This window comes from Solwaraspora sp. WMMA2101 (genome assembly GCF_049179175.1).
Taxonomy (GTDB): Bacteria; Actinomycetota; Actinomycetes; order Mycobacteriales; family Micromonosporaceae; genus Micromonospora_E.
Genome location: NZ_JBMHMA010000006.1, coordinates 636,623 through 658,344 on the forward strand (window position 1 = coordinate 636,623; position 21,722 = coordinate 658,344).

Here is a 21,722-nt window from a genome sequence, read left to right on the forward strand (position 1 = left end):
CGTCCACCGACACGCACGTGGAGCTCTCCTTGCCTTCATCCGCACACCTTCCCCTCTCTCCCCACCAGCGAGACGTCTGGGTGGCGGCGTCCCGGTTCCCGCACCTGCCGCAGTTCAACTGCTGCATCTACGACCGGTTCGACGGCCGGGTGGACGTGCCGGCGCTGCGCGACGCCCTGGCTGCCGCGATCGCCCGCAACGACTCGTTCCACCTGCGCTTCGACGAGGCCGACGGCACGCCGTGGCAGTGGTACGAGCCGGCCGCGCCGGTGGTCGAGATCGTCGACTTCACCGCCACGCCCGACCCGGCGGCGGCGTGCGCGGCATGGATCGCCGACCGTTTCGACCGCCCGTTCCCGCTGCACCGCCAACGCCTCTACGGACTGTGGATTCTTCGGGAGAGCGAGTCGGTGGTCTACGCCTACGTGCAGTGTCACCACATCGTCTGCGACGCCTGGGGCCTCAACGTACTCGTCGGCCAGGTTCGCGACGACTACGCCCACCGGGTACGGAGCGGTCGGCCGGCCCACGTGGACGCACCGTCCTACGTGCAGTCGGTGCTCGACCAGCAGGAGCAGATCGACGACGTCCGCGCCGGGGCCAGCAGCTTCTTCCGGTCGTACCTGCGCGATGTGGAGCCGGCGCTGTTTCACCGGCGCAGCCCCGCCGGCACCCGGCGTACGGCGATCGAACGCTTCACGGTCGACCGGGCCCTGATCGACCGGATCCGGGCCGGCGGGGACAGCCCGTTCGCCTTCCTGACCGCGGTGATCGCCGGCTACCTGGGCCGGGTGCACCGCAGCGACGAGGTGCTCGTCGGCGTCTCGCTGCTGAACCGGCTCACCGGGACCGAGCGGGCGCTCACCGGCCACTTCGCCAACACCCTGCCGATGCGGGTGCCGCTGGGCGAGGGACGGTCCGTGCGGGCCGTGGTGGACCAGATCCGCCAGGACACCCGGCAGCTCAAACGCCACGAACGCTACCCACTCGGCGACCTGCTGCGCGACCTGCGTGCCAGCGGGGCCGGCCATCGCCAACTGTTCGACGTCACCATCTCCTACATGCGCTGGTCGGCGCCGGTGCCGGTACCGGAGGCCAGCTACCGCACCGTGGCCACCAACCCGTCGCACGATCCGGATGCGCTCGCCGTACTGATCAACGAACTCGACGAGGTCAGCGACGTCGTGGTGGAGCTCGGCTACGGCTGCGACGTGTTCGACGAGGACCTGCCCATCGCCCAGGTCGGTCGGCAACTGACCACCCTGCTGCGCCACGCGCTGGCCGAGCCGGCGACCGCCCTCGCCGCGCTGCCCCTGCTCACCGGGGCCGAGATCGACGAACTGGTCGCCGGGCACACCGACCCGCCGGTGCCGTACCCGCACGACGCCACCCTGGCCGGCCTGTTCGCCGCCGCCGTGGACCGGCATCCGGACCGGGTCGCGGTCGTCGACGACGCGAGTGAGCGGCAGCTCACCTTCGCCGACCTGGCCCGCAGCGTCGACGCGCTCGCCGCCGAGCTGCGCGGCCGGGGTGTCGGGGCCGACGACCGGGTGGCGGTGCTCGCCGCCCGCAGCCTGGAACTGGTCGTCGCGTTGCATGCCGTGGCGCGGGCCGCAGCGGCGTACGTACCGGTCGATCCGGGCTACCCGGCACAGCGGATCGCGACGCTGCTCGCCGACAGCGCCGCCCGGATCGTCCTGACCGACGGGTCCGCGTCGGCCGCCGACGCCCTGGCCCGGATGCCGGCTCCCGGTTCGACGGTGGTCCCGGTGACGCCGTGGCTGACCGGGGCACCCGACGGTACGACGGCGGCGTTCCCCCGACCGACCGATCTCGCCTACGTCATCTACACCTCCGGCTCCACCGGCCGGCCGAAGGGAACGATGGTGGAGCACCGGTCGGTGGTCAACCGACTGCACTGGATGCAACGCCGGTACCCGATCGGCGCCGACGACGTGCTGCTGCAGAAGACACCGAGCTCGTTCGACGTGTCGGTGTGGGAGCTGTTCTGGTGGTCGTTCACCGGTGCCCGCCTCGCGCTGGCCCCGCCGGGCAGCGAACGGGATCCGGACCAGCTGCTGCAGGTGATCGAACGGTGCCAGGTCACCGTGATCCACTTCGTACCGTCGATGCTCGGACCGCTGCTGGACCTACTGGAGAGGGCCCCGCAGCGTCGCCGGCAGGCCGTCACTCTGCGGCTGGTCTTCGCCAGTGGAGAGGCGCTGACACCCGAGCGGGTACGGCAGTTCAACCGGATCTTCCACGCCGACCCGCCGGCCGGTCGGCCGCTGCCCCGGTTGGTGAACCTCTACGGCCCGACCGAGGCCACCGTCGACGTGTCGTACTACGACTGCCCGACCGGGCCGCAGGCCGTGGTCGACCGGGTGCCGATCGGCCGGGCGATCGACAACATCCGGCTGTCCGTGCTCGACGCGCACGGCACCCCGCAACCGCCCGGGATCGCCGGCGAGCTGTGCGTCAGTGGCGTCGGGGTGGCCCGGGGATACCTCGACCGGCCGGACCTGACCCGGGACCGGTTCGTCGCCGACCCGTTGCGCCCCGGCGAACGGATGTACCGCACCGGTGACCTGGCCCGCTGGCTCGCCGACGGGAACCTGGAGTACCTCGGCCGGCTCGACGAGCAGGTCAAGATCCGGGGCAACCGGGTGGAGCTCGGCGAGGTCCGACGCCACCTGGCGACGCTGCCCGGGGTGCGCGACGCGGTGGTGGTCGACCACCGGTCGGCGACCCACGGCACCCGGCTGGTCGGCTACTACGTCGCCGACCAGCCGATCGACCCGACCGACCTGCGCACCGGGCTGGCCCGGTCGCTGCCGGACTTCATGGTGCCGAGCTTCTTCGTCCGCATCGACGCGGTGCCGCTCACTCCCAACGGCAAGACCGACCGTCGGGCGCTGCCGGATCCAGCCGCCGGCCCGCACGGCGCGGACCGGCCGCGTACCCCCACCGAGCAGACGCTGGCCGGGATCTGGTCCGACGTGCTCGGGGTCGACCAGGTCGGGGTCTGGGACAACTACTACGGAGTCGGGGGCGACTCGATCCTGATGCTGCGGCTACGGGCCGAGGCGGCCCGGCACGGACTCGCGTTGACCCTGGGCGATCTGGTCCGCTGGCCGACCATCGCCGAGCAGGCGGCCCAGGCCGATCGGGCCGCCGCCACGGTCGCCGTGGCCGGCCCGGCAACGGCTTCGGCCGAGGCGGCACCGCCGCAGCCGTTCGACCTGATCACCGACCGGGACCGGGCCCGGCTGCTGCACGCCGCGGACGCGTACCCGATCTCGCGGCTCAGTCTGGGTCTGCTCTTCCACAGCCGGGAGCGGGAGTCGTCGGCCGTCTACCACGACGTGTTCCGCTACACACTGCGGTTGCCCTGGGATGCGCAGGCGTTGCAGGCGGCGATGGATGCGCTGGTCTCGCGGCACCCGGCGTTGCGTTCGTCGTTCGACCTCGCCGGCTACTCCGAACCGCTGCAGATCGTGCACCACCGGGTCGCCGGCGCTCTGACGGTGACCGACCTGCGCGAGGTCGACGCCGAGACCGCGCAGCGGACCATCCTGGCCCACGTCGAGCACCGGCGGTTCCACCGGTACCGCTTCGATCAGCCACCGCTGTACCAGCTGCACGCCTTCCCCCGCGCCACCGCGGTCGACCTCGTCCTGAGCTTCCACCACGCGCTGCTGGACGGCTGGAGCGTGGCCAGTCTGGTGCACGAACTGGTCAGCGACTACCAGCACCGGACCGGTCAGGCGGTGGCGGCACCCGTACCGGCGCCGACGGTCAGCGGGGCGGAGCTGATCCGCCTCGAACGGGCCGCGCTCGCGTCGCCGCACGCCCGCGCGTACTGGCAGGAGCTGCTCGACGGTGCCGAACCGACCCAGGTCGAAGGGTTCCGGGCGTACCAGCCGCCGACCGGCGAGCAGCTCATCGTCGTCGAGCAGCCGGTGCCGCCCGCGCTGCGCCACGGCGTCCGCCGGCTCGCCGCCGAACTGGCGGTGCCGGTCAAGTCGGTGCTGTTCGCCGCGCACTGCCTGATGCTGCAGCTGTTCAGTGGCGCGCCCGAGGTGGTCACCGGCCTGGTCACCCACGGCCGGCCCGAGGTCGCCGGCGGCGACCGGGTCGCCGGGCTGTTCCTCAACACCCTGCCGGTACGGGTCACGACGTCCGACGGCGCGTGGGCCGACACGGTACGGCAGGTCCACCTCGCCGAGCAGCAGGCGCACCCGTACCGCCGGTTCCCACTGAGCGAGATCATCCGGCTGATGGACGGGCAGCGGCTCGGCACCGCGTTCAACTACGTCCACCCGCACGCGCTGGCCCCGCTGGTCGCCGGGCCGACGCCGGTGCTCACCGGGCTGCAGGTCTGGGAGGAGACCAGTTTCACCCTGCTGCTCAACGCGATCCTCGATCCGGCCGATGACCAGTTGCGGTTGCGGGTCGACTGCGCGGGCACGGTGTTCACCAGGGACCAGGCGGACCTGTACGCGCAGACCTACCTGCGCATCCTGGACCGGCTCACCCGGCACCCGCAGCAGGCTCGTGACTGGGGCTTCCTGGTCGCCGGCGACGACACCACCGATGGCGTCACGGTACGCCGACCGGCCGGCGAGCCGACCGACGTGGTCCGGCAGTTCCGGGGCCAGGCTGCCCGTACGCCGGACGCGCCCGCGATCGGCGACGGTGCCCGGCGATGGACGTACCGGGAGCTCGACGAGGTCACCGGGCGGATCGCCGCCCGCCTGCGGGCCCTCGGGGTGGGACCGGACGTGCCGGTCGGTGTGGCGATGGACCGCAGCGCGGAACTGGTCGCCGTCGTACTCGGCATCTGCCGCAGCGGTGGGGCGGTCGTCCCGCTGGACGTCAGCTATCCCCGGGAGCGGATCCGGGCCGTGCTGGAGATCGCCCGGCCGGTCCGGATCGTCGCCCACCGGGCACACCGGGGCCTGCTCGGCGACGGGTCGGACCCGACCACGCTGCTCGACATCGACGCCCTGATCGCCAGCGACGGTGACGCCCTGATCGCCAGCGATGGTGACGCCCTGTTCGCCGACGACGGCGCCGGACCGGCCGCGTCGCCGGACCTGGACCTGGACCTGGAGAGCATCGCCTGCATCCTGTTCACGTCCGGCTCGGCCGGCCGCCCCAAGGGCGTCGAGCTGACCCACCGGCTGTGGGCGAACTACGTGCAGTGGCAGGTGTCGGTACCGACCGGCGCGGGCGCGCCCCGTACGTTGCAGTTCGCCCCGCTCGGCTTCGACGTGTCGTTCCAGGAGATCTTCTCCACCCTGGCCTGCGGCGGCGAGCTGCGGATCATCAGCGAGGCGGACCGGCGCAACCCGTCGGCGCTGCTGCGCACCGTCGACGAACACCAGGTGGAACGGGTCTTCCTGCCCTACGTCGCGCTCCAGCAGTTCGCCGAGGCGGTCGATGCGCTCGACGTCGTCCCGCAGGCGCTGCGCGTGATCGTCTCCTCCGGTGAGCAGTTGCGCATCACCGAGGAGATCCGTCGGCTCTGCCGGCGGCTGCCGGGCCTGCTGTTGGAGAACCAGTACGGCCCGACCGAGACGAACCTGGCCTCCACCTGGCTGATGTCCGGGGATCCAGACCGGTTCCCGGTGCTGCCGCCGATCGGCCGGGCGATCAGCGGCGCGCAACTGCACGTGCTCGACGACCGGCTGCGGCCGGTCCCGACGGGCGCGCCCGGGGAGATCTACCTCGGCGGAGCCTGCCTGTCCCGCGGCTACCGGGACCAGCCCGAACTGACATCCCGGGCGTTCCTGCCGCACCCGGACCGGCCCGGCGCCCGGCTGTACCGCACCGGCGACGTCGCGATGGTGCTGCCCGACGGCGACGTGGTCTGGTTGGGCCGACGGGACACCCAGGTGAAGATCCGCGGCTTCCGGGTGGAGCTGGCCGAGGTGGAGGTCGCACTGCTGCGGGCCGCCGAGGACCAGCCGGCGGTCCGTGCGGTGGCGGTGGTGGCCCACCGGCGGGAGGCCGGCGACGCCCTGCTCGTCGCGTTCCTGGTCGGCGACGCCGACGTCGTCGACGTCTCCGATCTGGGCAAGCGGCTGCGGGTCAGCCTGCCGGACTACATGGTGCCGGCGCATTTCGTCTGGCTGCCCCGGCTGCCGGTGACCCCGAGCGGCAAACGCGACGACGCCGCGTTGCGCCGGCTCCCGCTGCCCACCGCCACGGCCGGCCGGCCGGCACCGGCCCGCGACGGCTACGAACGGGCGCTGGCCGAACTCCTGGCCGACCTGCTGGGGCTGCCACAGGTCGGCATCCACGACAACTTCTTCGATCTCGGTTGCACCTCGGTGGCCGCGATGCGCCTGGCGGTCACGGTCGAGCAGCGCTACGGCGTCCACCTGCCCATCGCCGCGCTCGTCGCCGCCCCGACCGTCGCCGAGCTGGCGGTACGGCTCCGGCAGCGGTCCGCGCCGGTCGCCTTCGACCCGCTCGTCCCGCTGCGCCGCGACGGCACCCGGCCGCCGCTGTTCCTGGTGCACCCGCTCGGCGGCAACGTGCTCTGCTACGTACCGCTGAGCCGGCACCTGCCGGCGGACCAGCCGGTGTACGCGCTGCAGGCGGCCGGCGCGGACCCCGGAGCCGAGCCGCTGCGCAGCCTGCCGGAGCTGGCCGCCAGCTACCTGACGGCGGTACGGCGGGTGCGCCCCACCGGCCCGTACGTGTTCAGCGGCTGGTCGTTCGGCGGCTTCGTCGCCCTGGAGATGGCCGCCCAGCTACGCCGGGCGCAGCCGGACGCGGCGGTACGGGTGATCCTGCTCGACTCGATCACCCCCGGTACGCCGACACCGGACGCGGTGGCCGACGACGCCCTGCTGGAGTGGTTCTTCTGGGAGCTGTGCTGGTTCGAGCGCGGCGCCACTCCCACCGAGGCGCTGCCCGGCGGGTTGCCCGAGCGCGGCGACCGGCTCGATTTCATTCTGCGGCGGGCGGTGGCGGCCGGTGTGCTGCCCGACGGTAGTTCACGCGGCGTGGTCGAGCGACTGTTCGGGGTGTTCCAGGCGAACTGGCAGGCGCTGCTCGACCACCGGCCACCGCCGTACGTCGACCCGATCGTGCTGCTACGGGCCAGCGGTGAGCTGCCGGCAGCGCTGCGCCCGATGCACGAGGCCGCCCACAGCCGCCACGCCGACCCGGACAACGGGCTGACCGACTGGGCCGGCGGTGGCCTCACCGTCGTGGAGGTCCCCGGCGACCATCTCGACCTGCTCGACGAACCCCACGTCCGGGTGCTCGCCGACCGGCTGAACGCCTGTCTCGTGTCCGACCCGACGCCACCGCAACCTTCTGTCGAGGAGTGAGCCAATGAGCAGTCCACCGCCGACGGCCATCGTCGTCGGTGCCGGGATCGGCGGTCTGACCGCCGCCGCAGCGCTGCGCCGCACCGGCTACCAGGTCAGGATCTTCGAACGGGCCACCGACCTGCTGCCCACCGGCAGCGCTCTGGCGCTGACCTGCAACGCGTCGGTCGCACTGCGCCAGATGGGCATCGAGCTGAACCTCGACGGTCGGGCCGTGCAGTGGGACCGGCTGCACTTCAAGTCCGCCGCCGGTCAGGTGATCCGCACCATTCACTACCGACACTTCATCCAGGAGTTCGGAGTGCCCATGCTGGCGGTGCACCGCGCCGATCTGCAACAGGCGCTGCTGGAGCAGGTCGGTGAGGAATCGGTAACCCTCGGCGCGACCGCGACCGGGTACGACATCGACGGCGATCAGGTCCAGGTGACCTTCAGCGACGGGCACACCGTACGCGGCGACGTCCTGATCGGCGCCGACGGAATCCGGTCGGCGATCCGCCGACAGCTGCTCGGACCGGAGGAGCTGCGCGACGGCGACTACATCTGCTGGCTCGCAACGCCGCACTTCACCCATACCCGGGTGACCCCCGGCTACGCCGCGCACTACTGGGGACGCGGCCGACGGTTCGGGCTCGCCGACATCGGCAACGGCCGGGTCTACTGGTGGGGCACCATGAACATGCCCGGTGAGGCCGCCCGGACCTGGAAGGGCGACCGGGAGGAGATCGAGCGGACCTACGCCGGCTGGGCCGACGAGGTCGGTGCCGTCCTGCGGGCCACGCCGGAGGACACCATCATCACGATCCCGGCCCAGGACCGCCCGTTCCGTGGCTCGTGGGGCACCGGTCCGGTGACCCTGCTCGGCGACGCCGCCCACCCGATGATGACCAGTCTGGGTCAGGGCGCGGCGATGGCGGTCGAGGACGGCGTGGTGCTCGCCCAGTGCCTGGCCGGTGCCGACACGATCAGCGCCGGGCTGCGCGCCTACGAGGACGCCCGCCGCCCCCGTACCCACCAGATGGTGCAGGCGTCGTACGCGCTGAGCCGCATCGAGCAGGCCGAACATCCGCTGGCCGTGCTCGGCCGCCGGGTGTACTTCCGGTGGGTGCCGCAACGCTCGATCGACGCGCGCAACCGGGCGGCACTGACCTTCCAGGGGGCGTCGTGAGCAGCCGGCCGGCCACGACCGGGCCGGTATCGGCGAAGGCGGTCGTCGACCGGGAGCTGAGCCCGGTCGAACGCTGGTACTGGATCGCCGACCAGCTCTCACCGCTCACCGTGATCGGCCGGGTCCGGGTGCACGCCACGATCGCGGGCCCGGTGCTGCGCGCGGCGCTGGACGCGGTGCAGCGACGGCATCCGCTGCTGCAGGTCGCGATCCGCGCCGACGAGGACGGACGACATCCACGGTACGTACCCACCGACCGGCCGGTCCCGCTGCGCGAGCCCACCGCCGCCGGGCCCGACGACGCGGACAGCTGGGTGCGGTGGTGCAACGAACACGAGCTGGTCGACCCGATCGACCGGCACACCGGCCCGCTGGCCAGGGCGACCGCCCTGACCATCGGCGGCGACGCACCACCGGCGGTCGATCTGATCATCGCCCTGCCGCACGGCGTCGCCGACGGCACCACCGTGCTCGCCCTCGTCCGGCAGTGGGCGCAGCAGTGCGCCCGGCTCGCCGCCGGACCCGACGACGGTGCCGCCCCGCCACCGCTGGGGCCGGCCGCCGCCGCGTCGGCGTGGTCGCCGGCCCGCGAGCGCGCCCTGCCGCCCCCCGACGACCTCCTACCGGAGCCGCACCGGGGGGCGGCCGGGGCCGCCGTACTGCAGGCCAAGCAGGAACGCGACGAACGGGACGTCGGCCTATACCGGCCGGCCCGGTTCGAACCCGGGCGGTACGTACCGTTCGAGCGGCGCCGTACCGGCCTGATCCACCGGGAACTCTCCGCCGACCAGCTCACCGCGCTGGCCGACGCCTGCCGGCGGGAGGGCACGACCGTCCACGGGGCGCTGGTGGCGGCACTGGCCGGCGCGGTGGCGGCCGAGCGGTCCGACGTCGTGTACCTGATGATCGGCTCGCCGATCGACTTCCGTGGAGCGTTGGAGCCGCCGGTCGGTCCGGACGAGGTCGGCACCTACGTGGCGACCGTACCGTCGCTGGTGGACTGCCGGCCCACCGCGACGGTGTGGGACCGGGCCCGGTCGGTCAGCGCCGACGTCGCCCGACGCCGGGATCTCGGCGAGCACCTCGCCCTGGTGAACCTGGTCCGCGGCGGCTGCCCGCCGACCGTGGCCGAGGGCCGTCCGTTCCTGGAGTTCATGGAACAGACCAGCCCGATCAACCTGTGCGTGTCCAACGTCGGCCGGTACGACCTCCCCGACCGGCTCGGCGACTGGGCGCTGTCCGGTGCGCAGTTCGTGACGGGGCTGTCGGTCAACGGCTACTTCGTCGCCACCGTCACCACCAGCGGAGGGCGGCTGTTCTGGAACTTCACCTACGTCCGGGAGGCAGTGGACGAGCAACGGGCCGTCGCCCTGGTCGACACCTGCCTGCACACCCTGCTGACCGCGCTGGCAGCCGCCCGCACCGAACAGGAGGACACCCATGTGGACCAGTCGTGAGCCGGTACCGCCGCAGGGACGCTGGGTGCTGGTCACCGGCGCGTCGTCAGGACTGGGCCGGCAGGCCACGGTCGACCTGGCCCGGCACGGCTTCACCGTGTTCGCCGCCGTGCGGCGGGCCGCTGACGGCGCGCAGCTGCGGGAGGCCGCCGCCGGAGCCGGTGCCGGAACCGGCACCGTCCGCCCCGTACTGCTGGACGTCACCGACGACGCGACGCTGCAGCGCGCCGCGGAGGAGGTCGCCGCCGAGACCGGCGCGGCGGGCCTGTGGGGGCTGGTCAACAACGCCGGGATCTGCGTCACCGCGCCGCTGGAGTGCGTCACCCGCGAGGAGTTGCGGACCCAGCTGGAGACCAACGTCGTCGGGTCGGTGATGGTCACCCGGGCGATGCTGCCGGCGCTGCGCCGGGGCGGCGGCCGGATCGTGAACGTCACGTCGGGGCTCGGCACGGTCGCGGTGCCGTACCTGGGGGCGTACGCGGCGTCGCAGTTCGCCAAGGAGGCGCTCAGCGACATCATGCGCCGGGAGCTGCGCGCCTTCGGCATCGCGGTGAGCGTCGTACAGCCCGGCGCGATCATGACCCCGATCTGGCGCAAGACCCGGGAGACGGCGTTGCGCACCCTGCAGGCGGCACCGGAGTCGGTGGCCGGCCTGTACCGGTCGTCGTTGCTGAGCTTCGTCGACGCCAACGAACAGGGCGCCCTCGCCAGCACCACCACGATGCAGGACTTCGCCGACGCGGTCCGCACCGCGCTGACCGCGCACCGGCCGAAGATCCGCTACGTCGTCGGCGCCGACGTCAAGAAGGCCCGGTTCATGACCCGGCTGTTGCCGGCGTCCGCCTTCGACCGTCAGCTCGGCGCGATCGTCGGCCCCCCGCCGGCCGTCGGCCGGGAACCCGCCAGCACCTCGCCCGGCCGCTGAGGAGACCTCGTGACCCACGCACCGCAACATGCCACCCTGATCCTCGGCGAAGAGATGATCTCGCCGCTGCATCCGCTCTACGACGGGCTGCGGGTCGACGGACCGGCCCGCCCGGCGTACCTCGCCACAGACCATCCGGTATGGATCGTCACCCGTTACGACGACGTCCGGACCGTCCTGGCCAGCCCGCACGTGGCCCGGGACGCGACCGCCGCCGCCGAACTGTTCACCACGGTCACCGGCGTGCACCGACCGGTGATCGGCGGCACGCTGATCGGGCACATGCTCAACGCCGACCCCCCGGACCACACCCGGCTGCGGTCGCTGGTGACCCGGGCGTTCACCACCCGGCGGGTGGAGCACCTGCGGCCCCGGGTGGAGCAGATCGCCGACCGGCTGCTCGACGCGATCGCCGACCAGGACCAGGTCGACCTGATGTCCAGCTACTGCTTCCCGCTGCCGCTGGCCGTCATCGGCGACATGCTCGGGATCCCCGCCGACGGCCAGGAACGGTTCCGGGGCTGGGCGCAGCAGCAGGCCACCCCGCTGTCACCGGACGCCGCCGAGGCGGTCGCCGCCGAGATCACCGCCTACCTGGAGGAGCTCATCGCGGCCAAGCAGGCGCATCCCGCCGACGACCTGCTGACCGCGTTGATCCAGGCTCGCGACGACGGCGACCGGCTCAGCGGGTCCGAGCTCGTCGCCATGACCTACCTGATGATCATGGCTGGTTTCGAGACGACCATGAACCTGATCGGCAACGGCGTACTCACCCTGCTGCGCCACCCGGACCAGCTCGCCGCGATCCAGGCCGACCCGGGCCTGCTGCCGAAGGCGATCGAGGCGTACCTGCGCTACGACGGCCCGGTGCTGATGTCGATGCTGCGGTTCACCACCGCCCCCGTCCAGGTCGGTGAGGTGACCATCCCGGAAGGTGCCTTCCTGCTCGCCTCCCTGGCGCACGCCAACCGCGATCCGCAGCGCTTCGCGCCGCAGGAGGCGTACGACGTACGCGGCCCCTCCGACGGCCACCTCGGCTTCGGCCACGGCATCCACTACTGCATCGGTGCCCCGCTGGCGCGGGTCGAGGGCCAGATCGCGATCGGCCGGCTGCTGCGGCGTTTCCCGCGGCTGTCGCTGGCCGCGCCGGTGGAGAGCCTGCGCTGGCTGGACACCACGTTCCTGCGCGCACTGATCAGCCTGCCCGTATCGACGAAAGGCGCCTGAGCATGCCCACCGGAGCCACTGCCCGTACCGCCGCCGAGCGGTTGTTCGCCCACCACCTCGACCTGCTCGAACGCGCCGCCATCGCCGACTGGGTCGCCCTGTTCACCTCCGACGGCGTGCTGGAGTTCCCGTACGCCCCGGCGGGCTGGCCGGCCGTCTTCCGTGGCCACGAGCAGATCCGCGAACAGATGGACAAGTACGCCGAGAACCTGTCACTGCGCTTCGACGAACTGCGGTTCCACCCGAGCGCCGCGCCGGACCTGGTGGTCGCCGAGTTCACCGGCACCGGCACCGCGTTGGCCACCGGGCTGCCGATGCACCAGACGTACATCTCGGTGGTGTGGACCTCCGGCGATCGGATCCGCCACTACCGGGACTTCTGGAACCCGACGGTCGTCCTGGCCGCGCTGGGTGGGGAGGCCGCAGCCGCCGAGGTGGCCCGTGGTTGAGCCGACCGCCGGCCGCCTCGTCGTGAGACCGGCCGGTCCCAGCGCCGACCCGACCCGACGGGGTCGAGCCCGATGACCGCAGGAGTACGTGCCGTCGTCGCCCACCCCGGGTTCGCCGGGCCGCCGCCGGTCGACCGCGACGCGGCGACCCGGCGGTTGGCGCAGCTGCACCGGCAGCGGGCCGCCGCGCTGGCCGCCGACTGCCCCGGTGACGACATCCGCTCCCAGTGGCGGACCCGCGCCTTCCCCGTGCTCGCCGCCCTGGCACCGGTGATGACCTCGACCGAAGGGGAGATCACCTACCCGGGCGACCCGATGTGCCTGTACGCGGCGTTGAGCGTCACCGTCGACGCGGCTCTGCAGTCGGCGGCCGCCGCCCCCGAGCACCGCGCCGCCTTCCCCGGACTCTGCCCCGACTGGGGCGCGGCCCCGTCGAAGGCCTACCGGCTCGCCGCGCAGCACGGACCACGGGGCTGGCACGCCGCAGACAGCAACTCCGACCGCAGCGTCTTCGACCCCCGTGTCTGGGACGCGCCCGCGCGTGCGCAGTTGCGCGACGACGTCCGCCGTCGTCGGCCCCGGGTCTTCCTGGTCAGCACCGTCTCCCCCGGCCACCGGTACGCGCTGCAGATGGCCGAGCTGGTGAAACAGGAGGTCCCCGACTGTCTGGTGGTGTTCGGCGGACGGCACATCGACGAGACGATGCGCTACCGCCCGGACGGCACCCTCGCGCTGGAGTACAGCGCCACCCTGCGGGCCATCGACGAGGGCCGGGCCCGGCCGGTGGTCGACTTCCTCATCTCCGGTGACGGCTACTTCAGCCTGCACCTGCTGATGCAGGCCATCGCCCTGTCGATGGACGTGCGCACCCGCGCCACCGACGTCGACGAGGTGGTGGCGACGCTGGACCTGCTCGCCGCCGCCGGCGAACAGATCCCCGGCACGTCCCTGCTGTGCGCGCGTACCGCCGACGCGGTGCACGCCTTCCCGGTCAAGGGTGCCGCCTACGACCTGGCCGACCTGCCGATGCCGTACCAGGGTTTCGCGATCCGCGCCCGGTTCCCGGTCTTCCCCCGCCCCGACGGCACGCCGGCACGCACCGCCCACATGACCGTCTCCAACGCCTGCCCGTACCACTGTGACTTCTGCTCGGAGGCGGCGCCGCTCGCCGGCGGGCTGCGACGGTTCCGGACCGAACCGGTGGCCGCCGCCCTGGAACGGATCTGCGCGTGCGCGAGCTACGGAGCCGAGGCGGTCTTCTTCGACGACTCGATCTTCTGGAGTGGCAATTTTCCGCTCATCCGGGCCTTCTGCACGGAGTTGGCCGCGCTGCGGGCGGCCAGTACCCCGGCGGAACTGCCGCCCCGGTACCGCAAATGGATCGAGGACGAGGGCGACTGGCAGCGGCTGCGGCAGTTGCGTTTCGGTGGGCAGGTCACCGTCGACCTGTTGACCACCCTGCACAAGGAAGCCGACGTGGTCGACACACTGCGGCTGCTCAAGCAGGCCGGCTGCGGCTACCTCTATCTCGGCATCGAGAGCATGTCCGAGCAGGTGATGGTCAACATTCACAAGAATCTGCGCCGATCGGCGGAGTTCCCCTGGCCGCAGAAGGTACGGACCGCGTTGGAACGGATCCGCGACGCGGGTATCCCGGTCGGATCGTCGGTGCTGTTCGGTCTGGAAGGAGAGGACCGCACATCGATCGAGGAAACGATCGACGGAGTCGGTGAGCTGATCGACGCCGGCCTGTTGATGCTGGCCAGCCCGAACATCCTCACCTACCATCCGGCGACCCCGATCACCCGGCAGCATCAGATGACCGAGTCGCTCGACTACCACTCGCCCACCGTGGACAATCGGCCACCGTACATCTATTTCGAGGAGGCCTTTCCCGGGGTCGTCTCACGGCGGTTGACCGAGGACGACATCTGGTACATCCACGAGGCGACCCAGCGGCGTTGGGGCACCCGGCGCAACTCGGCGCCGGCGGAGCCGGCCGCCGATCCCCACTGAGCGACACCGGTTCCCCACCAGCGGCAACGGCAGGAGCAGCATCGATGGACACCATGTTGGACACGTTGCGCACGATCGTGCGGGAACGCAGTCGAGGGATTCCCGACGAGGATTTCACCCTGCGTGGCCTGTGGAGTGTCGATTACCGGGCCTACCCCACCCCGTACGAGCGGTTCATGACGTACAGCTTCGTCATGGCCCAGGCGAAGCGGCAGGGTTGCTGCTATGCCGACTTCGGCTCGGTCCGGCTCAGCGGCGAGGTCGACGCCCTGCTCGGCCAGGACAGCCGCGAGGTACGGGGCCTGTCGGTGGAGGAGGACATCGCGATCCTGGATGCCGCGTTCGGCTCGCTGCCGGCCCGGCCCACCCGCCGGCACCTCATCGACGGTCTGCCGCAGGACAAGGCGCTGGCCCGGGCGAGGATCGTCGTCGACGAGGCGATGGCGCTGCTGGACGCGACCGGCGGGCGGCGGGTCGCGAACGTAGGGGTGATGGGCAACCTGATCCACCACCTGCTCGCCGAGGACGTCGAGATCACCGCCAGCGACTTCGATCCGGACCTGATCGCCAACGGCATTCTCGGCGTACCGGTGGTGTCGGGGCAGGAGAGCGCCCGGCTGATCGCCGAGAGCGACGTCGCGCTCGTCTGCGGGGAGACCCTTCCGAGTCACACGCTGTCGGCGCTGCTGGGCACCGCCGCCGAGCACGGCACCCGTCTGGTGGTGTTCGCTGTCACCGGCTGCCATTTCGCGCAGGCGTACTGCGCGGACTTCGGCATCGACGTGGTGGTCAGCGAGCCGCAGCCGCAGTACCTCTTCCAGGGGCAGTCGACGATCGACGTCTACCGTCGCCGGTCGGGCTGATCCGGCTGATCACGACCGGCCAGGTCGGCCAGTTCGGCCGCGCCGGTCAGGCGAGACGCCCCGGCCAGCCCGTCGGACGCACCAACCGGGCCCGCACGGCACGCCGGGCCCCGGCCGCATCGGTCCTGCCGGCCGGGCGGCGGGACATCGCACGGTGGGGTCGGCCAGCGGCATCGGCCCCGCCGCGCAGGACCGGAAGGCGACCCCGGGCGAGGCCACGCAGCGGAGCGGGGACCACCGTGGGCTGGATCTTGGACAGCTCCTCCAGCACCTGCTGCAGCAGTTCCTCCAGGGGTACGCCGAGCGCACGGCAGATCGACGCGAGGATCTCCGACGACGGCTCCTTGCGGCCGCGTTCCAGCTCCGACAGGTACGGGGTGGACACGCCAGCGGCCCGTGCCACGTCCTGCAGGGTCCGCCCCTGCCGCAGCCGGATCCTGCGCAACACCGAGCCGATAACCTGTCGCAACAGCATCTCGCTCCGCCCGCAGTCGTGATCACCTCTGGTGGCGGAACACGCACGGCCGCCAGTAGTCCAATCTAGCTGACCGCAATGCACTTGTGGAGCGCGACGGGACGGGCAGGGCTCGGCGACGGGACCGGTCGACTCCTCGGTCGACCGGGTGACGAACGCACCGGCGGCGCGGTTCAACCGCGCCGCCGGTGTGCCGACGAATCGGATGTCGCCAGCGTCAGGCGACGCCCCGGTTCAGGAGATCGACCCTTCCAACGACATCTGGGTGGTCGTGGTGATGACGTGGTCGATCATTCCGTACTCGCGGGCCTCCTCGGCGGTGAACCACCGGTCGCGGTCCGAATCCGCCTCGATCTCCTCGTAGGTGCGACCGGTGTGGAAGGCGATCCGCTCGATCGTGGTCCGCTTGACGTAGAGCATGTTCTCCGCCTGGATCGCGATGTCCGCGGCGGTGCCGCCGATGCCGCCGGAGAGCTGGTGCATCATGATCCGGGTGTGCGGAAGCGAATAGCGCTTGCCGGGCGCACCGGAGCAGAGCAGGAACTGCCCCATCGACCCGGCGAAGCCGAGCGCGAGCGTGGCCACGTCGTTCTTGACGTAGTGCATCGTGTCGTAGATCGCCATCCCGGCGCTGATGGAGCCACCCGGGGAGTTGATGTAGAGAAAGATGTCCCGCTTGCTGTCCTCGGCGGCGAGCAGCAACATCTGAGCGCAGATCGCGTTCGCCGAAGCGTCGTCGACCTGGGTCCCGAGAAAGATCACCCGCTCCTGGAGCAACCGGTGGTAGACCTGGTCGCCGAAGCTGGCCGCCGCCCCGTCACCGCGCATGGCAGGTGTCTTGAAGTCCATCCGTAAATCTCCTCGGTCGAGCGGATCGTCATCGGGTGTCCGTTCCAGCATCGCGCACGCCGAGGGAGTCCGCCCGTGGTTCTGCTGTCAGGAGATTAGCTGAGAGCAGAACCACGGGCGGACGACAGCCGTGATCAGTCGAGCAGCGCGGTCACCGTACCGGCGGCCACCGTACGGCCGCCCTCCCGGACCGCGAAGCCCAGCCCGACGTCCATCGCGATCGGCTTGCCGAGCTCCACCGTCACCTCGACGGTGTCACCCGGCATCGCCATCGTCCGGTCGCCCAGGTCCACCGACCCGACCACGTCCGTGGTACGGAAGTAGAACTGCGGCCGGTAGTTGGCGAAGAACGGCGTGTGCCGCCCACCCTCGGCGGTGGTCAGCACGTAGAGCCGCGCCGTGAAGCGCTGGTGCGGCGTGACGCTGCCCGGCAACGCCACCACCTGGCCCCGCTGCACCTGGTCCCGCTTGACCCCGCGCAGCAGCACGGCGGCGTTGTCGCCGGCCTCGGCGGTGTCCAGCGACTTGCCGAACGTCTCCAGCCCGGTCGCGACCGTGGACACCGTCGGACCGAGGCCGACCACCTCCACCTGGTCGCCGAGGCGCAACGTGCCGCGCTCGACCGCACCGGTCACCACGGTCCCCCGACCGGAGATCGTCAGCACGTTCTCGATCGGCATCAGGAACGGCTCGCCAAGCTCGCGTGGCGGCACCGGAACGTACCGGTCGACGGCGTCGAGCAGCTCCACGATGGAGGCCACCCAGCGCGGGTCACCTTCGAGCGCCCGCAGCGCCGACACCCGGACCACCGGAAGCTCGTCGCCGGGGAACCCGTACTCGGAAACCAGCTCCCGGACCTCGAGCTCGACCAGGTCGAGCAACTCCGGGTCGTCGACCGCGTCGGCCTTGTTCATCGCCACCACCAGGTACGGCACCCCGACCCGCCGGGCGAGCAGCACGTGCTCACGGGTCTGCGGCATCGCCCCGTCGAGTGCCGAGACGACCAGGATCGCCCCGTCGACCTGCGCCGCCCCCGTGATCATGTTCTTGACGAAGTCGGCGTGGCCCGGCATGTCCACGTGGGCGTAGTGCCGGGTGGCCGTCTCGTACTCGACGTGGGAGATGTTGATGGTGATGCCCCGCGCCACCTCCTCCGGTGCCCGGTCGATGCCGTCGAACGAGACGAACCGGTTGACGGCGGGGTCCCGGTCGGCGAGAACCTTGGTGATCGCGGCGGTCAGGGTCGTCTTGCCGTGGTCGACGTGACCCATCGTGCCGATGTTGAGGTGCGGCTTCGCGCGCACGAACTGACTCTTGGCCATGATGATGACGCTCCAGATCGGAGACTGGTCGGCGGACGACGTCACGCGGGCGGGATGCCAAGCCCCGCGAACCGCGCCAGAACCGCGCTCCACGACGTACGCCGGGAAAGGGGCGACGCCGGGAGGTCCGGGCCACCCTCCTCCGTGGTTCTGCCGCAGCGGGAGGAGGGTCAGCCTCGGGTATCAGCCAGCCACGCGCACCCGACGGCGGCACCCGGCAGGTGGAGACCTGCGGGCCGCACAACGCCGACGGTGCCGAACATGGTGGTCACGCTAGCCGTCAACGCCTGGACGGTCGACCGAATTCCGGCCGGTACGGGGCACCGTACGAACGCCACCCGGTGGATCAGCGGGTCGGGTGGTCAGGCGGTCCGCAGTTTCGGCAGCACCTCGGCGCCGAACGCGTCGATGAACGCGGCCTGCTCCTGGCCGACGTGGTGCAGGAAGATCTCGTCGAAGCCCAGCGCGACATAGGAGGCCAGCTGGTCGACGTGGCGGGACAGGTCCGCCGACACGTTGACGGTACGCCGTACCTGCTCGACGGTGACCTGGTCCGCGACGATGTCGAAGTGCTCGGGCGTGGCCAGGTCCCAGGCCACCGGCGGGGCGAAGATGTTGGTCCGCCACTGGTCGTGGGCGATCGCCTCGGCCTGCGCCTCGTCCGGCGCCCAGCTCAGGTGGACCTGCAGCACCAGCCGGCCACGACCGCCGGCGTCCCGGTACGCGGCGACCATCCGCCGCAGGTGCTCGACCGGGGCGTTGACGGTGATCAACCCATCGGCCCAGTCGGCGCACCACGCGGCGGTCGCCTCGGTCACCGCCGCACCGAACAGGTCGACCGGGGTGTCCGGCCGGGTCCACACCCGGGCCCGGTCCACGGTGACCAGACCGTCGTGGCTGACCTCCTCGCCGGCCAGCAGGGCCCGGATCACGTCGACGCACTCGCGCAGCCGGGCCGACCGCACCGCCTTGCGCGGCCAGGCATCGCCGGTGATGTGTTCGTTGGCGTTCTCCCCGGTGCCCAGCGCCGCCCAGAACCGTCCCGGGTACATGGCCGACAGGGTGCCGATCGCCTGGGCGACTATCGCCGGGTGGTAGCGCTGGCCGGGCGCGTTGACCACCCCGTACGGCAGGTTGGTGGCCTGCATCGCGGCGCCGAGCCAGGACCAGACGTAGCCGGAGTGGCCCTGCCGCTCGCTCCACGGGGCGAAGTGGTCGGAGGCCATCGCGGCGTCGAAGCCGGCCTGCTCGGCGCGGAGCACCGCGTCCAGCAGCCGGGCCGGGTGGATCTGTTCGTGCGAGCAGTGCAGGCCGAAGCGCGTCATGGCCGGTCATCTACCCGATGACCGTTTCCGCCAATCCCATCCACCGTCGGTGCCGACGGCTCATTCGAACAGGGAGTGCCGTACGCCCGGTTCCTCCTGCCGGCGGGCCCGGCGACGGCGCTGGATGACGACCAGGTCGACCACGGCGATCGCCGCGAGGACCCACAGGATCACCGCGCCGGCGATCAGGTCGGCGCGCCAGGCGAGGGCCCCGGCCACCACGCAGAAGACCAGTCCGAAGCTGGCCATCGCCAGCCGCAGGTTGAGCGCGCTGTTGGCGTGTCCGACAGTCCCTCTGGCCCCCTTGGGCTGGGATTTCGTAGCCATCGGACCGGTGTACCCGGCAGGGACGGACCCGTAACCTCGCACCGGTACCCGGTCCGGGCCCACCGCGTTTGGGCTACGACACCGGGACGCATTGAGCACCCCTACTCATCCGGACCCACCGGGTCCGGCAGGAAGCTGAGCAGATGAACGACACGTCGCCACCGGGGTGGCACCCCGAACGGGTCGGCATCACCGGGGTCGGCGCCAGCCTGCCCGACCGGGAACTGACCACCACCGGCCTGCAGGAGCGGATCGCCGTCGCCAGCGACGTCGCGTTGCCGCCCGGATTGTTCCGGATGATGACCGGAATCGACCACCGCCGGATCGCCGCGGACGACGAGTACGCCTCGACGTTCGCTGTCCGGGCGGCCCGGCAGGCCCTCGCCGCCGCCGGGCGCGGCGTCGACGAGGTCGACCTGCTGCTGTTCGCCTCGGCCAGCCGGGACCTTGTCGAACCGGCGACCGCGCACATCGTGCAGGCCGAACTGGGCGGACACGCCCACGCCGTGGACGTCACCAACGCCTGCAACAGCTTCCTCAACGGCATCGACCTGGCCCGGTCGATGATCCTGGCCGGGCGTGCCCAACGGGCGCTGGTGGTCACCGGCGAGACCCCGACCCGGGTGATGCGGCCCCGGCTGGACAGCCTGGCGCAGGCGCGGACGGCGTTCGCCGGCTACACCTTCGGCGACGGCGGCGCGGCGGTGCTGGTCGAGCCGGTACGCCGGGGCGGGATCGTCGACGTCGACACCGAGACCCGGTCGGCGCACTGGTCGGTCGGTGGCATCTTCGGCGGCGGGTCCCGCCACCCGCGCGGCGACGAACACACCTACTTCCACGGTGACGGCCACGCCCTGCGGGGGGTCTTCGAGCAGATCGGCACCGACATCCTGGACCGGGTACGCCAGCGCACCGGCTGGGACTGGGTCGACTACGACCGGGTGCTGGTGCACCAGGTGAGCGTGCCGTACCTGGAGCGGTTCATCGAGGTCACCGGCGTACCGAAGGAGAAGCTGGTGGTCACCGTCGGCGAGCTGGGCAACCTGGCCAGCGCCACGCTCGGCGTCCAACTGGCCCGTGTCGACGCCGAACTGCGCTCCGGCGACCGGGTGTTGGCGATCGGCCTGGGCGGCGGCGTCAGCGTGATGACGATGGTCTGGGAGAAGCCGTGAGGAGGGCACCGGAAAAACGCGGCGGCGACCGCGCGACCGTCCCCACCGGGCCGCTGTGGGTGGTGGTGCCGGCGTACCAGGAGCAGGCCCGCATCGGCGACACCCTCGCCGCGCTCGCCGACCAGACCGACCGGGACTTCACGTTGGTCGTGGTCGACAACGGCTCCACCGACGGCACCGTCGAGGTGGTCGAGCGGTTCGCCGCCGACGCGCCGTTCCCGGTACGGCTGCTGCACGAGCCGTGCAAGGGCGTCGGTGCCGCCGTCGACACCGGGTTCCGGTACGCCATCGGGCACGGCGCACTGCTGCTGGCCCGCACCGACGCGGACTGTCTGCCGCACCCCGGTTGGGTGGCGGCGGCGCGGGCCGGGTTGACCGGCGGTGCCGGGTTGGTCTGCGGCGCGATCCGGGCCCGCCGCGACGAGCACGGCCCGGTGGGTCGGGCCGGGTTCCGGCTGCTGGTCTTCCTGGCCGCGTCGTTCGGCCGGCTGCGGCCGGCGCACCGGCGCGCCGACGGCTACCTGGCGCCGTACCGGATGCACGCCGGAAACAACATGGCGGTCACCGCCGAGCTGTACCAGGCCTGCGGGGGGATGCCACGCCGGCCGTCGCCGACCGACCGGACCTTCCTCAACCGGGTACGGCGGACCACGTCGGCGATCAGCCACCGGCGCGACATGGTGGTGGAGAACTCGACCCGCCGGCTGCGGGCGTACGGTGTCCGGCGCACCGCCGCGTGGTACCTGGACCGGGGTGCCGGTGAGTTGACCGAGGATCCGCGATGACCGGATCCGCGAT

At 71.9% G+C, this 21,722-nt stretch carries 14 protein-coding genes and 1 pseudogene; 10 read left to right on the top strand and 5 right to left on the bottom strand.

The window, feature by feature from the left end; translation table 11 throughout:
• Positions 1–17 precede the first annotated feature (17 nt).
• The 8 genes from ACN28F_RS03470 (at position 18) to ACN28F_RS03505 (ending at position 15,454) form a co-directional block, all read left to right on the top strand.
• Positions 18–7,349: an amino acid adenylation domain-containing protein gene (locus ACN28F_RS03470; RefSeq protein WP_421356990.1), complete on the top strand. Its 7,332-nt coding sequence runs from the start codon at positions 18–20 to the stop codon at positions 7,347–7,349.
• Positions 7,350–7,353: 4 nt separating this feature from the next.
• A complete protein-coding gene (locus tag ACN28F_RS03475) occupies positions 7,354–8,517 on the top strand; it encodes an FAD-dependent oxidoreductase (RefSeq protein WP_289206674.1) in 1,164 nt (387 codons plus the stop codon).
• Positions 8,514–9,974 carry a phthiocerol/phthiodiolone dimycocerosyl transferase family protein gene (locus ACN28F_RS03480; RefSeq protein ID WP_289206675.1) on the top strand — a complete coding sequence of 487 codons (1,461 nt, stop codon included), beginning with the start codon at positions 8,514–8,516 and terminating at the stop codon, positions 9,972–9,974. The genes ACN28F_RS03475 and ACN28F_RS03480 overlap by 4 nt, the downstream gene beginning before the upstream one ends.
• Positions 9,958–10,899 (top strand): SDR family NAD(P)-dependent oxidoreductase, encoded by a 942-nt coding sequence (locus tag ACN28F_RS03485; RefSeq protein ID WP_289206676.1) that lies wholly within the window; start codon positions 9,958–9,960, stop codon positions 10,897–10,899. Before ACN28F_RS03480 ends, ACN28F_RS03485 begins: the two co-directional genes overlap by 17 nt.
• A 9-nt stretch (positions 10,900–10,908) precedes the next feature.
• Positions 10,909–12,126 (top strand): cytochrome P450 family protein, encoded by a 1,218-nt coding sequence (locus ACN28F_RS03490; protein ID WP_421356991.1) that lies wholly within the window; start codon positions 10,909–10,911, stop codon positions 12,124–12,126.
• A gap of 2 nt (positions 12,127–12,128) precedes the next feature.
• A complete protein-coding gene (locus ACN28F_RS03495; RefSeq protein WP_289206678.1) occupies positions 12,129–12,575 on the top strand; it encodes a nuclear transport factor 2 family protein in 447 nt (148 codons plus the stop codon).
• A 72-nt stretch (positions 12,576–12,647) separates the two neighbouring features.
• On the top strand, positions 12,648–14,591 hold the full coding sequence (locus ACN28F_RS03500; RefSeq protein ID WP_289206679.1) for a B12-binding domain-containing radical SAM protein: 1,944 nt from the start codon (positions 12,648–12,650) through the stop codon (positions 14,589–14,591).
• Between the two features lie 44 nt (positions 14,592–14,635).
• Positions 14,636–15,454: a Rossmann-like domain-containing protein gene (locus tag ACN28F_RS03505; protein WP_289206680.1), complete on the top strand. Its 819-nt coding sequence runs from the start codon at positions 14,636–14,638 to the stop codon at positions 15,452–15,454.
• A gap of 276 nt (positions 15,455–15,730) precedes the next feature.
• Here the strand turns inward: ACN28F_RS03505 and ACN28F_RS03510 are convergent.
• The 5 genes and pseudogenes from ACN28F_RS03510 to ACN28F_RS03530 all read right to left on the bottom strand — a co-directional run.
• Positions 15,731–15,929, bottom strand: a pseudogene (locus ACN28F_RS03510) (helix-turn-helix domain-containing protein); the annotation flags it as partial.
• A 234-nt stretch (positions 15,930–16,163) separates the two neighbouring features.
• Complete coding sequence (locus tag ACN28F_RS03515) at positions 16,164–16,778, bottom strand: ATP-dependent Clp protease proteolytic subunit (RefSeq protein ID WP_282227873.1); 615 nt, start codon at positions 16,776–16,778, stop codon at positions 16,164–16,166.
• 134 nt (positions 16,779–16,912) lie between these two features.
• The gene (gene tuf, locus ACN28F_RS03520) at positions 16,913–18,100 is read right to left on the bottom strand and encodes an elongation factor Tu (RefSeq protein WP_421361243.1); all 1,188 of its coding nucleotides are present in this window, start codon (positions 18,098–18,100) and stop codon (positions 16,913–16,915) included.
• A 362-nt stretch (positions 18,101–18,462) separates the two neighbouring features.
• Positions 18,463–19,425: a TIGR03885 family FMN-dependent LLM class oxidoreductase gene (locus ACN28F_RS03525; RefSeq protein WP_289206681.1), complete on the bottom strand. Its 963-nt coding sequence runs from the start codon at positions 19,423–19,425 to the stop codon at positions 18,463–18,465.
• A 60-nt stretch (positions 19,426–19,485) separates the two neighbouring features.
• Positions 19,486–19,752: a DUF6343 family protein gene (locus ACN28F_RS03530; protein WP_289206682.1), complete on the bottom strand. Its 267-nt coding sequence runs from the start codon at positions 19,750–19,752 to the stop codon at positions 19,486–19,488.
• Positions 19,753–19,895: 143 nt separating this feature from the next.
• On the opposite strand from ACN28F_RS03530, the gene ACN28F_RS03535 reads away from it, so the two are divergent.
• Together ACN28F_RS03535 and ACN28F_RS03540 are read left to right on the top strand one after the other, a co-directional pair.
• Positions 19,896–20,924: a 3-oxoacyl-ACP synthase III family protein gene (locus ACN28F_RS03535; RefSeq protein WP_289206683.1), complete on the top strand. Its 1,029-nt coding sequence runs from the start codon at positions 19,896–19,898 to the stop codon at positions 20,922–20,924.
• A complete protein-coding gene (locus ACN28F_RS03540; RefSeq protein ID WP_289206684.1) occupies positions 20,921–21,709 on the top strand; it encodes a glycosyltransferase family A protein in 789 nt (262 codons plus the stop codon). The genes ACN28F_RS03535 and ACN28F_RS03540 overlap by 4 nt, the downstream gene beginning before the upstream one ends.
• Positions 21,710–21,722: the final 13 nt, after the last annotated feature.

Bases quoted from the DNA above. Each gene is read 5' to 3' on its own strand.
- ACN28F_RS03475 (WP_289206674.1), top strand. From the start codon at position 7,354: ATGAGCAGTCCACCGCCGACGGCCATCGTCGTCGGTGCCGGGATCGGC.
- ACN28F_RS03485 (WP_289206676.1), top strand. From the start codon at position 9,958: ATGTGGACCAGTCGTGAGCCGGTACCGCCGCAGGGACGCTGGGTGCTG.
- ACN28F_RS03495 (WP_289206678.1), top strand. From the start codon at position 12,129: ATGCCCACCGGAGCCACTGCCCGTACCGCCGCCGAGCGGTTGTTCGCC.
- ACN28F_RS03500 (WP_289206679.1), top strand. From the start codon at position 12,648: ATGACCGCAGGAGTACGTGCCGTCGTCGCCCACCCCGGGTTCGCCGGG.
- ACN28F_RS03505 (WP_289206680.1), top strand. From the start codon at position 14,636: ATGGACACCATGTTGGACACGTTGCGCACGATCGTGCGGGAACGCAGT.
- ACN28F_RS03515 (WP_282227873.1), bottom strand. From the start codon at position 16,778: ATGGACTTCAAGACACCTGCCATGCGCGGTGACGGGGCGGCGGCCAGC.
- tuf (WP_421361243.1), bottom strand. From the start codon at position 18,100: ATGGCCAAGAGTCAGTTCGTGCGCGCGAAGCCGCACCTCAACATCGGC.
- ACN28F_RS03525 (WP_289206681.1), bottom strand. From the start codon at position 19,425: ATGACGCGCTTCGGCCTGCACTGCTCGCACGAACAGATCCACCCGGCC.
- ACN28F_RS03530 (WP_289206682.1), bottom strand. From the start codon at position 19,752: ATGGCTACGAAATCCCAGCCCAAGGGGGCCAGAGGGACTGTCGGACAC.
- ACN28F_RS03535 (WP_289206683.1), top strand. From the start codon at position 19,896: ATGAACGACACGTCGCCACCGGGGTGGCACCCCGAACGGGTCGGCATC.